The following is a 13570-nucleotide window of genomic DNA, read 5'->3' as shown; positions in this document are numbered from 1 at the left end:
TTTATACTCTAATTCTTTATTATCCAGCATATATTAGTATTAATCCGTTTTTAATTTCTCCAATTGGTCTAAAAAACGTTTAGTTTTTAAGTGCAAACCCGAGTATTCATCATAATAGGCCGAAATTAGTGATTTTAGTTCTTTTTTTGTATTTTCTTTTACAGAGATAGATCCAAGACGATGAATATCGAAATAATAAAATAGCCGTAATAATTTTATTGTTGTCTGACTAAGGGGGAATAAATGAGGATCCTTGTCAAAGCATTCATGGCAAATCAATCCATTTTCCTTTATTGTGAATCCAAACTTTCCTTCTGTATTTCCACACATTACACAGCTATTCATTTCAGGATATAGTCCAAAAACATTTAACATTTTCATTTCAAATATATTTGTTATAATGTCCGGATCATAGCCCTCATCAATATAATGCAAAATTTGGTAAAGTAACTCAAATAAAAATGGATTGCTTTCTCTTTCACCAGTTCCTTTATCAAGTAAGTCTACAACATAAGACGAATAGGCTGTTTTAAAAATATCTTCTCTTACTCCCCGAAGTGATGAGATGACCTCAGCCTGTTGAATTGTCCCTAAACCTCGATTCCCGCTCATTAAAAAATATCCATATGTAAAGGGCTGGGATACACCAGCGAGGCGGTTATTCGGCTTTTTTGCACCTCTTGCCACACCAGCAATCTTCCCAGCTTCACGGCTATAAATAACTACTATTTTGTTGGACTCACCATAATCCGAAGTTCTTATCACAATACCTTCATATTTTTGCAACATATATGCTAAGTCTCCCTTCACTGCTATTACAGCAAATGGGATAAAACAATCACAAACCTACGTTAACTTCGTGCAGTCTATTTCATCACAATTGTCACCATGTGGCAGAATGTTCAAATGCTCATCCTTTTCAAGTTCCTTTAGAAGCAGATACGTATCTAGACTACCTGTCTCTTTGAAAACTTTCCATGTGAATTCATACATTACAATCCCGCCTTTCCAAAGTTTTGGAATATTAGCTTGCGATTTGTTTCATTTTCATTATGCTTTAAAACGATATAGCTTTATTTTAACTATCTTTTTTAAGGTCATACTTTATAAAATTTGTAAAATGCTCAAGTTGGTTTTAGTAATCATCTTCGGTAAAACCAAAATCACGTAAATGAAAGGCCTTATTACGCCAATCTTTTTGCACTTTTACCCATAGTTCCAAATAAACTTTAGATCCAAGCAAATTTTCAATATCTACTCTAGACCGTTTCCCAATTTCCTTCAGCATACTCCCTTGTTTCCCAATGACAATTCCTTTTTGAGAATCACGTTCAACAACGATGGCAGCCATTATATCGATAATGTCTTGATCTTTACGCCGACTCATCTTTTCAATCACTACTGCAATAGAGTGCGGAATTTCTTCTCTCGTTAAATGAAGCGCTTTCTCCCGGATCAATTCCGATACAATAAACCTTTCGGGATGATCAGTAACCTGGTCGGCTGGATAATATTGCGGCCCTGCAGGCAAATAGGATTTCAATGTTTCAAGTAAACGGTCCACATTATTTCCTTCAAGCGCTGAAATTGGAATAATTTCCGCAAAGTTATATTTTTCACGATACTGATCAATAATGGTTAAAAGAGTATCGGGTTGTATAAGGTCTATCTTATTGATCACAAGAATGACAGGTGTTGTAACCCCATGTAATTTTTCTAAAATAAATTCATCACCACGACCGTATCCTTCTTCAGCATTGATCATAAATAGAATCATATCAATTTCTTTTAATGAGTTCATTGCAATTTTCATCATAAAATCGCCAAGTTTATGTTTAGGCTTATGAATTCCAGGAGTGTCAATAAAGATCATTTGTGAATCATTCGTTGTTAAAACACCTTGAACTTTATTTCTTGTAGTTTGTGGTTTATCGCTCATAATCGCGATTTTCTGACCAATAACCCGATTGAGAAATGTTGATTTTCCTACATTCGGTCTTCCAATAATAGATATAAATCCTGATTTAAATTTTTCATTATCTAGATGTTGATTACTCATGTAAATCCTCCGATGAAAAAGCAAAAGGTAATAATTCTTCTACTGTTACTATTTTAGTTTTCCCACTTAGATTTGCTAAAACGACTACCATATCTTTAGGGCACAATTCAGCAATTACTTGTCGGCATGCACCACAAGGCGAAACTGGCTCATCAGTATCCGCAATTACTGTTAGCATTTGAAAATCTCTTTCCCCAGATGATATAGCATTAAACATAGCAGTACGTTCAGCACAGTTAGTTACACCATATGATGCATTTTCGATATTGCAACCATGATAAACTTTTCCGTTAGTTGTTAAGAGGGCAGAACCCACTGGAAATTTGGAATAGGGAGTATATGCGTTTTCTCTTGCCAATTCTGCTGCTTTGATCATTTTTTCCAATTCCATTTGGTCTCCTCCGCAATCATATTTTTATTTTACTACATTCTGAAGAAAAAAGTTATCTTTTCTTCATTAATTTTTTGATAATTTACATTTTTGAATCAGAAAGGTTTATCTTTACTTATTTTAACTCACAAAACTTCTACTTTCAAATTTGTGTACAATTTAAGTTAAGAAAAAACCTGCCATCTTTGATGAACAGGGTAAAGCAGATTACAACACAAACAATGGGTTATTTTCATCCCACTGCTTCCGAAGTAACAGTCAGTTAATTTGTTATAAATAAATTAATGAGCTTTGGACCTAAGATCACAATTCCAATTATTACGGCCATTGCCGCATATACGAGGACTGCGGCAGCAGCCAAATCTTTTGCTTGTTTTGCTAGTGGTTGTATTTCTTGCGTAGCCAAATCCACAGCTCGTTCAAGTGCAGAATTAACTAACTCCAAGGCCATCACGCCAAAAATTGAAATAAGGATAAACAACCATTCAACCTGGTTAATTTTTAGCAAAGTTGAAACAATGATGACGATAAGAGCTGAAACAATGTGTATTCGAAAATTCTTTTCGGAACTTGCAGCATAGCGAATGCCTTGAAACGCATATTTAAAAGCTGACGTTAGACGTTTTGCTGAAAACTTCCGCTCACCTTTCAAGACCATAACCTGCCAAAATATCATTCTGTCTGCTAAACATTTTCTTTTCATCATTTTCATTCATGTGATCATATCCAAGCAAATGGAGAAAACCATGAACTGTAAGAAAACCAATTTCCCTCTGAAGCGAATGACCATAATCCTTTGCCTGTTCCTTAGCTCTATCTAAGGAAATGATAATATCTCCAAGAACTCGAGGAAGGCCGACTCCTGTTACCGGAATCTCACCATCACCTTCTTCTTCCAAAGCAAAAGAAATAACATCAGTTGGCTGGTCTTTTCCACGATATTCCTTGTTGATCTCTTGTATTTCCTTATCAGAAACAAATGTGACGGAGACCTCCGCTTCATTTTCCACTTTTTCTTGCTCGGATGCATAAGTTAAAATACTTTCAACCAGTTTTAGTTCCTCTTCTGATAGCTTACCTGTTTCATCCATAACATCAATTTGTAATGCCACGATCTATCACCTTCTGCTGTTTTATGTCAGGATACTCGATACGAGAATGGAATATTCCATTTAATGTTTCACAAAATGCGGATTTTACTATTTCAATTTCCTTTAATGTAATGTCACATTCACTAAACTGACCATCAAGTAGTTTGTCTTGCGCGATACTATGAACAAGAGAGCGAATTTGTTCAGGAGTTGGATGTGACTTTGATCTAACAGCCGCTTCAACACTATCAGCCATGCTAATGACAGCTGCTTCTTTCGTTTGTGGTTTTGGGCCTGGATATCGATAGTCCTTTTCTTGTAAATCTTTATCCTTTTCTTTTGCTTTAAAATAGAAAAATTTTAATAAACTTGTGCCATGATGTTGTTCAGCAATGTCGACAATCTCTTTTGGCATTTTATGCTTTCTTAATTCTTCCGCTCCATCTGTAGTATGAGCAATGATTATATCCCTACTAGTCTCTGGCGGGAGTTGATTATGAGGATTCTCAATGTTTAACTGATTTTCAATAAAAAATGGCGGGCGTTTTGTCTTCCCGATATCATGATAATAACAACCAACTCTTGCCAATAAACCGTTCGCTCCAATGGCTTCACATGCAGATTCTGCAAGATTGGCAACCATTACACTATGATGATAAGTGCCAGGAGTCTCGGTTAATAACTTTTTAAGTAATGGGTGGTTCGGATTTGATAGTTCAATTAAACGCATTGTCGACAAAATCCCAAACCCTGCTTCAAAGAAAGGTAAAAGTCCAATTGTAAATACGGATGAGAGCAGACCAGAACTAACTGCAAATATAACATAATAAAAATACTCTGTCGCTACAAATTGTCCACTTCCTCCTAGTACTAGAAAAGTGATAATAAGTAAGTTAATACATGATACGAAAATACCTGCACGCAAAATATGGTTTCTTTCATTTCTTCCGGAAAGAAACAGCACTCCAGCCAAACCACTGAATAATATATAGATAGCAATTTCAATATTAAGCGGGTTAGAGATGCCTTCGTGAAAAACAATACTACCGCAAACTGCAAGAATGGTTGTCATAATGAGCGCAAACCGTTCATTCATTAATATTTTAATTAGCATTGGGGCCATCGCCGCTGGAAACAGATACGCAATTTCTTGTAAATTCGCTGCTTCCATCAAGCCAATAATTTTCATTACAATTAAGGAACAAATGAATATCAAGCTAGACAAAATTAAATAATTTTGTTTTTTGTCTTCAGGTAAAACTAAACGGGAAAAATAAATATATATCGCTCCGATGACAAGTATGACAAATATCCCAAGCCCAATTAACGGTTTAATTGTTGGATTACTTTTCAGTAAGCCAAGCAGCTCTAATTGTCGATAAGTATCTCGGTCTATTAATTGACCTTCTTGAACAATTAGTTGACCTTGTAAAATTTTTACTGGTTCCACTTCAGTCATTACCTGTTTTTTTCTTTCTTCCGTTAATTCAGGATCATATATATCGTTTGGAACAATGGCATATTTACTTAATTCCACCGCTGAGTCTTCCAAAGAGCCAGGTAAGCTAGCACCTTTAATTTTATCAGCAATTTGGTTTTTTGCCTCGTTCAGCTCTTCTTCCCGTATTTTCGAGTTCATTACAGTTTCTACATTGTAAATCACAGTATTTTTGGTTGATTGTAAATCTTCAGGATTAGTCTGTAGTAATGATATTAAAATTGAATCAGCGATGGAATTCGTTATATCCTCAGATACGTTTTTAGTTAATTTTGCTTTCAATACTTTCAAACGCTCTTGAAGCGGTAACAATTCTTCTTTCGCTTCATCTTTTTCGTCTGAATCTGAGTTATCCTGTACCTTTACTGACTCATGATTTGTTTCAGATACAAAATCAAAAATGGAACTAATTAGGGATACACGGTTTTGCGCGATTTCTTTCTTAAATACGTATACTTTTTCAACCTCACTCGCTGCTTTTTCCTGCTCCTCTTTTGTCTTTAATTCATCTTCAATTGTTTTGGGAGAGCGGATAGTTGTGTCAGCTACTGAAAATAGTTCCATATCATATGTTTCAGGTTTCATATTATGATATAAGATAATTAAAAGAACAAGCGCTAGTATACAAAAAATTAAACCTGTAAACACCTTATAACTTAAAAACGAGCGAATTTTACTAATATATTTATGAAAATTCATATTGGCCTCCATACCCCGTAATTGCTGATGGTACATTCAGCTTAATAAAATGATAGCAGTTTTTTAAAGTTAAAAACACCCTGTTTTACAGAATTTGAAAAAAATCCGGTCGTTTTGCCAAATTTAGCAATACGCTCGGATTTTGTCATTCATTTAACCTGGAAGAAGATCATTCCGTTCGTAAGCCTCAATGATCCGTCCTACAAGCGGATGACGAACAACATCTCCTTGAGTTAAATGGATAAATGAAATACCTGATACATTTTTCAAAATAATTTCTGCTGCCATCAATCCAGACTTTACACCTCTAGGTAAATCCACTTGGCTAGAGTCTCCCGTGATCACCATTTTGGAACCAAAGCCTAATCGCGTAAGAAACATTTTCATTTGCGCTAAGGTGGTATTTTGCGCTTCATCTAAAATAACAAATGCATCATCTAAAGTTCTTCCGCGCATATAGGCAAGTGGAGCAATCTCAATTGTTTCTCGATCAATCAGCCGTTGGGTGTGTTCAGCCCCTAGGATATCATTTAAAGCATCATATAGTGGTCGTAAATACGGATCGACCTTTTCTTTTAAATCACCAGGCAAAAAGCCTAGGGACTCTCCAGCTTCAATTGCAGGTCTAGTAAGGATAATTTTGCTTACACGATTATTTTTCAATGCATTCACTGCCATTACGACGGCGAGATACGTTTTACCCGTTCCAGCAGGGCCAATGCCAAATATTAAGTCATTCTTTCTAATTGCATCAATGTATTGGCGCTGTCCCAAAGTCTTAACTCGAATCGATTTTCCTTTTGTATTGCGGGCAATTTCCTCATCAAATAGTTCTGAGAAATACTCAATCTTCCCTTCTAACGCCATTTTCGCAGCATAAGCTACATCTTGCTCCCCTACACGAATCCCTTTTCGTATGACAGTTAACAATTGATGGATCGTTTCTTTGGCTTTTTCAACATTGGGAGCTGATCCTGAAATATTGACTAATTCTCCGCGTGTAACAATAGATACATTTAAATTGCTTTCGAGTATTTTCAAATGGGAATCTGCAGTTCCGAATAATGTATATGTTTCTTCCAAATTTTCTAATTCGATTTTTGCTGTGATTTTTTCTTCAGTCAATTCGTTAGTCTCCTTGAATGATTGGTTTTTCGACTGCAATATTTTCAATCACTTGGAAATTTATTGATAACTTAACTTTACCATTCTCTACAGCCTCTTGCAAAATTATTTCTTTATCAAGCCGTGCATCTGACGGGATCTTCATTTCCAAGTCTCTCCTAGCAAGTAACTTTGCAGCGTCAATCGCTTCTTTTTTACTTAAGTTACGGTTCATTACTTCTTTTTCACGAATTGTCTTTTCGGAAAATTTAACAGGAAGTCTTTTTCCTAAAAAGAAAATATCATTATCCTCCGTTTCCGTTTCATATTGTTGATAATCAGCCTTAGCGAAACCCCAAATCGGAATGGAGATTTTTCCTATTTTTAATGAATATTTTCTCTTTTCTTCCCCGCTTAATACTTCGAATTCTGAATCAAGCGGGAACTCCACTTTAGTATTATACCATGTTAGTCCCCAGATTTTCCCTTTAGCGATTACATTTTGTGGGTTTTCATCGTTACCAATAGTTCCCGAAACGAGCAGCTGACCTTTCTCTACATATTGATTGACTTTCACTACAGTTTTACCCTTTTCCACAAACATATTAGCGATGACAGCCTTCTTACTGGCAATTAAATGTCTCGAGCCTTCTGGTTTTGACTTTTCGGGTTCATTTTTTTGTACTACTTGAAAATGATAGGTTGTCCCCTTTAACTCCACACCAACCCATGTAATATTGTCAATTTGATCAGTCAATTTACGCTGAATAATATCCGGCTTCTCTGCAAATAAATGCATAGATCCGACCACTATACCTAGTTCCTTTAATTCTTCTTTAATCTTATGTTCCGTTGCCGGATCGGCTCCTTTAATCTGTATTCCCCACGTAACATTAGACAGAAATAGAATAATTAAAAAGAAAATAACTAGTCCAAAAAGGAAACCGCTATTTTTGATCGTTCTCTTCCAAAGAAAGGGCAAGCCTTCCCCCTTAATCAAATAAACCGAGCAGTCAGATTTTCTTGCCGCGAACCTTAATTTATTTAGATCCGGAAAAGCAATATAGAAGAAAACTTCCCCCTTTTTGTTTCTCTTTACAGTCCATATACTAAGGCCAGAGTGAGCCATTCTGTTTAAAAATCGTTCAATTCCTTTCCCATTGACTTTTACTAACACTCTACCTGAAAAAAATGTAATCCATTGATTTTTCAAGTATGTCACCCCCTACTCATTTAAATAGTGAACTTCCTCGATTGTCCCTTCCAGTAATATCTCCTCAGGTAGCATTGTCTTTAGGACAAAGGATTTTCCCTTTATAAGCAACTGCCCTTGTTTTAAAAGTAAGCGCAATTCGTTATCAGTAAATACGAGTAATCCCCTGTGGTTTTCAATATAAATATGTAATTGGCCGACCATTGTAACTCTCGGAAGATCCATCATAATATCAGCGGGTAGTTCCATTTTAGTTGTCATCCATTTTTTTATTTTCTTTGACCACTTTTTAGCCATAACAAAGAACCCCCTTTCCACTCATGTGTATGAGCGAAAAGAGGGTTTCAATACAATTATTTTTAATTTGTATATCTATCTTTTCTATATGGTTTTCTAGATCGCGGAGCCCCTAGGATTTCCGACATAATTATACCGTTCACTACATCATTTGAGCTAAGTTGAAAGGTAACTGTCTGTTCCTTATCTTTACTCGCGACTTGCTGCTTAACGGCAGACACTTTTTCCCGCTGTCTCTCTTCTTTTCTCTTTAATTCCTCTAACTTTCTTTCTAGTTCTACTTTTTTCTCATCAATAGACGGTTTAGATGGTTTAGATGGTTTATCTTTGAAAATAAGAATCTCTGCCGCCTCTTGTAAAGTTTTTGCTTCTCTAACACTTTCAAAGTCAAATTCCTGCTCTTCCGGTTGACTCTCAGATATATCACGTCTAGTATTGGGACGCTGATCTGATTGCTTTTGAGAATTCATTTTACTTCTGTTAAAAAGTAAACTAACGATTGCTACGATAATAAAAAGCAAGAATTGTTCCAAAGGAGTTACCCCCTTTCTTTTGAATAAATCACCTAAACTTATTCTTGTCTATTATCATTTTTTTGATTAGTCATTTTTCCAATAGAATCGCGCATATCAGTATCAGCATCTATATTCTTAAGAGAATAATAATCCATAACTCCAAGCTTGCCAGATTTCAACGCTTCTGCCATAGCAAGTGGTACTTCGGCCTCCGCTTCAACAACTTTCGCTCTCATCTCTTCAACACGAGCCTTCATCTCTTGCTCATTTGCAACAGCCATTGCTCTTCTTTCTTCCGCTTTGGCCTGAGCAATTTTCTTATCTGCTTCAGCTTGATCAGTTTGAAGATGAGCACCGATGTTTTTACCGATATCCACATCCGCAATGTCAATTGAGAGGATTTCGAAAGCTGTACCTGAATCTAAACCCTTTGATAGAACTGTTTTAGAGATCATATCAGGGTTCTCTAGCACCTTCTTATGGTTGTCGCTTGAACCAATTGTAGATACAACCCCTTCACCAACACGGGCAATAACCGTTTCTTCACCGGCACCCCCAACTAGACGGTCAATATTAGCACGAACTGTAATTCTTGCTTTTGCTTTCACTTCAATCCCATCCATCGCAACACCTGCAATAAATGGAGTCTCAATTACTTTTGGGTTAACACTCATTTGAACAGCTTCCAATACATTACGACCCGCAAGATCAATGGCTGCAGCACGTTCGAAGGTTAATTCGATATTGGCACGCTGAGCGGCAATTAAGGCGTTAACTACACGATCAACATTACCACCTGCTAGATAGTGACTTTCCAATTGATTTGTTGTTACTTTTATACCTGCTTTATGAGCCTTGATTAGTGGGTTTACTACCCTTCCTGGTATAACCCTTCGTAGTCTCATCCCTATAAGGGTCACAATTCCAATTCTAACTCCTGCCGCAAGGGCGGAAATCCAGAGTCCTACTGGAACAAAGGTAAATAATACTAATAGAATGATAATGCCGATTACAACGGCTACTAATGCAAAAATAGTTTCAGGACCAAATGGCATTCTGTTTCCTCCTTCTCTCTTTTAAAAATTGTATTACAATTCCCGCACAACAATGCGCGAACCTTCCGCCTTAATAATTTTAACTCTCGTATTCTTTTCTATAAAGCTTCCTTCGGCAACAACGTCTAATCGCTCATCATCGACTTTTACAGTTCCGGATGGCCTTAAATCAGTCATTGTTATCCCCTCACGCCCGATTAAATCTAGACGATTTACATTAGATACGTAGCCGCTTTCTGTATTTGTGGAATCAGTTAAAATAAACTTTTTAAAGAATTTCATCTTTTTACCAAACACCTTTATCAAAATAATGAAGGCTACTCCTGCAAGGAATAAAGCAATAATAACAGAGGTCGCCATTTGCAATACATTTTGACCTGCTATAATAATACTGCCTATTACAGCCACTATCCCTAGAATTCCTGCAATACCACCGGGTAGAAAAAACTCTGCTACAATTAGCCCAATTCCAAGGATTAAAAGGATAAGGGATTCATAACCTGCTAAACCTGCAATATAATGGCCGTAAAAGAACAGAAGTAACGCGCCAATTCCCATGCCACCTGGAAAGCCAAAACCTGGGGAATAAAGCTCTAAAACTAATCCTAGACTTGCAATTGACAAAAGAATTGGAACTACAACTGGATTGGTCACGAACTGCGCCAATGAGTTTGCAAATGTTTTTGGTACTGTCTTATACCCGTCCCCCTCATATCCAAAATGAGCAAGCAGCTCGTCAATATCTTGAAGCGTACCTTCAGAATAACCTACTTTTAAAGCACTGTCAGCATTTAAGGTCAATAATTTCCCGTTTTCCTTCAGTTCAGGTAAATCAACTGTCCCCGTAGCCATCGCTTTAGAAACTTCAGGATCCCTATTATGTTGTTTAGCAGCCCCTTCCATCGCAGCTATCCACATACTATCAGCTTTTTCACCTGCAGTGTTACCTGATTGATCAATAATTGCTGCAGCGCCCATAGTTGCATTCGGTGTCATATAAATTTCATCAGTATGAAGAGCAATATATGCACCTGCTGAAATGGAACGTGAATGAATAAGTGTGACCGTTTTTATATCTTTATCTATTTTCAAAATACGGTTACCAATATCAATTGCTGCATTAACGGCTCCACCATTCGTATCCATTTCAAATATGATTACTTCTGCGCCATTTTCTTCTGCCTCGTGAATAGCTCGGTTTAGATAGACATATAAACCGCTTGATATATCTTCTTTGATAGGGATTACATACACATTCATATCTTGATTGCTAGCCTCCGCCGGCAACATGGAGAGTATAGCAGTAGTAAGAACGAAGAAAGCAATCGCAATTCTTTTCATAATTCCCCCTCCTCTCCAAAGCAGTTAATACTATTAATACGAAATAAGTATGAAAAGGATTCAAAAAAGATGTAGCTTCCTTTCATTAAAATCATTATTTAATCATATGTATGAAAAAAAAGCTGACAAGCTTTGGCTTATCAGCTTTTTTTAGGTGTGCCCTTAGCGGAACACTAATTAGATCTTATTATACAGGACTGTTAGCCTGTAAGGGCGATTTATGCATTTTATTTCACTATGATAAATGCCGTTGAACAAGTTGACTGACGAGTGAACCGTCTGCTTTTCCCTTCACTTTCGGCATCAGCGCACCCATCACTTTACCCATCTCAGCTTTTGAAGAAGCACCAGTTTCGGCAATTGCCTCGCGGACAATTTTCTCCAATTCTTCTTCATCGAGTTGAGCCGGCATATAATCTTGTACAAAAACTAGTTCATTTCGGGTTTTCTCAACAAGGTCTTCTCGACCCGCTTTTTCAAATTCTTGGAGGGAGTCCTTGCGTTGCTTAACTTCACGAGAAAGAACTGTCAATTCTTCATCTTCAGTTAACTCTTTCTTGCCGAGCTTTATAGCTTCATTTTGAATGGCTGCTTTTAGCAGACGAACGACAGATAGTCTGTCTTTTTCTTTGTTTTTCATCGCTTGTTTCATATCTTCATTTAATTGGTCATGAAGACTCATGATTGCACCCTCTTTTAAAACTTACGTTTTCTAGCAGCTTCTGATTTTTTCTTGCGTCTTACGCTTGGTTTTTCATAAAATTCGCGCTTTCTATATTCTTGCAAAGTACCTGTTTTAGAAACAGTACGTTTAAAGCGGCGAAGAGCATCTTCAAGCGATTCGTTTTTACGAACAACTGTTTTTGACATTTCTCTTTCCCTCCCTCCGAACATAACAATAACATGTTCACTCATGGTTACCCATGTACCCTGCAATTATATAATAACGTAATTATCAGGTCAACAATCTTTATTTTCAAAAACATTAGAATAGCGTAAGGAAACGCATAGTGACGTACAAACTCCTAGATTCTGACAAGATAAAATGATACACAATAATCCGATTAAGGCGAATCGATATTAACCTATCGTAAGGAAAACCAATAGTTTGCGAACACGCTGCTCCCTCCATAGGTCTAAATAGACTCTCGGCATTCACCGAGTAAGATGGTACAAGGTTTTCTTATACCAATTTTTTATTTCTCCTCCTACTATTAATAGGGGGATATTTCATTTTTTTGTTAGTAAAATTGCTCATTCTCTATTGAACGAGATGAATAATCTACATACTACGCGAGAGCTCGCCACCGTTGATTTCCGTTCCAGGCGGACGCTTTCCGGGGGGCGTGCGGTGAGCTTCCTCGTCGCTACGCTCCTGCGGGATCTCACCTGTCACGCTAATCCCCCAGGAGTCGCCGCCTTCCACTTCAATCAACTAAGTTATTCTTTTGCACATATACTTAAGTTTGTCATTCACCAGCAAAACTTAAAATGAAACCAAACGGATATGACAAATCGCAAAATAGGCAAAAATGGCGTTGTCCATTAGCTTGTGGTACAAAAAATACGTGTAAAAGCCCTTGTTCTACAGCCAAATACGGAAGAACATTCCATACTTTTGGGAAAGACAATCTTCGACTTTTTACTAAGACTCCTAGAACATCCGAAAAATGGAAGATCGTTTATAAAAGAAGAACATCGGTAGAACGTTCAAACAAACGAGAAAAAGTCGATTATCACTTAGAATCTGGTCGGCATCGGCCTACAAAGATGTGGTATATACGGACTTACGCCATTATGATGTGTCAACACATTGATGCCTGGTATGCCCATCAAAAAGATGCGCTATCCTTCCTTAACGGTCATATTTTATCTTCAATAGCCAAATCTTTTTAAAGGACCTTATCCAAGGGTTTGTTGATTTTAAAACAAAATCCGTTGAAGGTTGATTGTAGCGAAAGTGCGAGACTCCTGGTCGGCTAAAGACGGCCACGTCCTGTGGCCAACGCCGACACTAGGACGTCCTGTCCGTCGCGGGATCAGCGGGACAGGTGAGACCCCACAGGCGTTTACGCCGAGGAGGCTCACCGCCCGCCCCGCGGAAAGCGAGCAACTGTAGCGGAAATCAACCAAGCACTGTCCTGGTAAGCAACAATGTTTACAAAAACAACCTATTAAAAAAATAAATAAATATGTGACGCTTCTTTGGCATGTCTTTTTTTGAAAAGGTTTTGAAAACAAATACCAAATCTTCAATAATGCTCATTTCCCAGTAATCTTTTGGAAACTCAGCAAATTTACGCCTCT

At 37.2% G+C, this 13570-nt stretch carries 16 protein-coding genes; 1 reads left to right on the top strand and 15 read right to left on the bottom strand.

Annotation, left to right across the window (positions count from 1 at the left end; all coding sequences use genetic code 11):
• Positions 1-39 precede the first annotated feature (39 nt).
• The 15 genes from recO to rpsU form a co-directional block, all read right to left on the bottom strand.
• Complete coding sequence (gene recO, locus BN1243_RS02230; RefSeq protein WP_062104652.1) at positions 40-789, bottom strand: DNA repair protein RecO; 750 nt, start codon at positions 787-789, stop codon at positions 40-42.
• Positions 790-846: 57 nt separating this feature from the next.
• Positions 847-993 carry a YqzL family protein gene (locus BN1243_RS21495; RefSeq protein WP_084781785.1) on the bottom strand — a complete coding sequence of 49 codons (147 nt, stop codon included), beginning with the start codon at positions 991-993 and terminating at the stop codon, positions 847-849.
• 142 nt (positions 994-1135) lie between these two features.
• Positions 1136-2059, bottom strand: a complete 924-nt coding sequence (gene era, locus BN1243_RS02225; RefSeq protein WP_062104651.1) for a GTPase Era — start codon at positions 2057-2059, stop codon at positions 1136-1138.
• The gene (locus BN1243_RS02220) at positions 2052-2450 is read right to left on the bottom strand and encodes a cytidine deaminase (protein ID WP_062104650.1); all 399 of its coding nucleotides are present in this window, start codon (positions 2448-2450) and stop codon (positions 2052-2054) included. The genes era and BN1243_RS02220 overlap by 8 nt, the downstream gene beginning before the upstream one ends.
• 262 nt (positions 2451-2712) lie before the next feature.
• Entirely contained in the window at positions 2713-3126 is a 414-nt protein-coding gene (locus BN1243_RS02215) for a diacylglycerol kinase (RefSeq protein WP_230200080.1), read from the bottom strand.
• Positions 3092-3562 (bottom strand): rRNA maturation RNase YbeY, encoded by a 471-nt coding sequence (gene ybeY / locus BN1243_RS02210; protein ID WP_062104648.1) that lies wholly within the window; start codon positions 3560-3562, stop codon positions 3092-3094. Before ybeY ends, BN1243_RS02215 begins: the two co-directional genes overlap by 35 nt.
• Positions 3546-5738, bottom strand: a complete 2193-nt coding sequence (locus BN1243_RS02205) for an HD family phosphohydrolase (protein WP_062104647.1) — start codon at positions 5736-5738, stop codon at positions 3546-3548. The genes ybeY and BN1243_RS02205 overlap by 17 nt, the downstream gene beginning before the upstream one ends.
• Positions 5739-5891: 153 nt before the next feature.
• Complete coding sequence (locus BN1243_RS02200) at positions 5892-6863, bottom strand: PhoH family protein (protein WP_062104646.1); 972 nt, start codon at positions 6861-6863, stop codon at positions 5892-5894.
• A 4-nt stretch (positions 6864-6867) separates the two neighbouring features.
• Positions 6868-8064 carry a sporulation protein YqfD gene (gene yqfD / locus BN1243_RS02195; protein ID WP_326569826.1) on the bottom strand — a complete coding sequence of 399 codons (1197 nt, stop codon included), beginning with the start codon at positions 8062-8064 and terminating at the stop codon, positions 6868-6870.
• Positions 8065-8067: 3 nt separating this feature from the next.
• Positions 8068-8352 (bottom strand): sporulation protein YqfC, encoded by a 285-nt coding sequence (gene yqfC / locus BN1243_RS02190; protein ID WP_062104644.1) that lies wholly within the window; start codon positions 8350-8352, stop codon positions 8068-8070.
• 62 nt (positions 8353-8414) lie between these two features.
• The gene (locus BN1243_RS02185; RefSeq protein ID WP_062104643.1) at positions 8415-8885 is read right to left on the bottom strand and encodes a hypothetical protein; all 471 of its coding nucleotides are present in this window, start codon (positions 8883-8885) and stop codon (positions 8415-8417) included.
• Between the two features lie 38 nt (positions 8886-8923).
• Positions 8924-9922, bottom strand: coding sequence for a flotillin-like protein FloA (gene floA, locus BN1243_RS02180; protein ID WP_062104642.1), 999 nt, complete (start codon positions 9920-9922; stop codon positions 8924-8926).
• 33 nt (positions 9923-9955) lie between these two features.
• The gene (locus BN1243_RS02175) at positions 9956-11263 is read right to left on the bottom strand and encodes an NfeD family protein (RefSeq protein WP_062104641.1); all 1308 of its coding nucleotides are present in this window, start codon (positions 11261-11263) and stop codon (positions 9956-9958) included.
• A 235-nt stretch (positions 11264-11498) separates the two neighbouring features.
• Positions 11499-11945, bottom strand: a complete 447-nt coding sequence (locus BN1243_RS02170) for a GatB/YqeY domain-containing protein (protein ID WP_062104640.1) — start codon at positions 11943-11945, stop codon at positions 11499-11501.
• A 14-nt stretch (positions 11946-11959) separates the two neighbouring features.
• Positions 11960-12133 (bottom strand): 30S ribosomal protein S21, encoded by a 174-nt coding sequence (gene rpsU / locus BN1243_RS02165; RefSeq protein ID WP_057983047.1) that lies wholly within the window; start codon positions 12131-12133, stop codon positions 11960-11962.
• Between the two features lie 621 nt (positions 12134-12754).
• On the opposite strand from rpsU, the gene BN1243_RS21490 reads away from it, so the two are divergent.
• The gene (locus BN1243_RS21490) at positions 12755-13159 is read left to right on the top strand and encodes a hypothetical protein (RefSeq protein WP_084781784.1); all 405 of its coding nucleotides are present in this window, start codon (positions 12755-12757) and stop codon (positions 13157-13159) included.
• The last annotated feature ends 411 nt before the right edge of the window (positions 13160-13570 follow it).

It is taken from the genome of Bacillus niameyensis, from assembly GCF_001375535.1.
GTDB lineage: Bacteria > Bacillota > Bacilli > Bacillales > Bacillaceae_C > Lederbergia > Lederbergia niameyensis.
The sequence above is the reverse complement of the archived record's forward strand: the minus strand, read 5'-3'. Positions and strand labels throughout refer to the sequence as shown.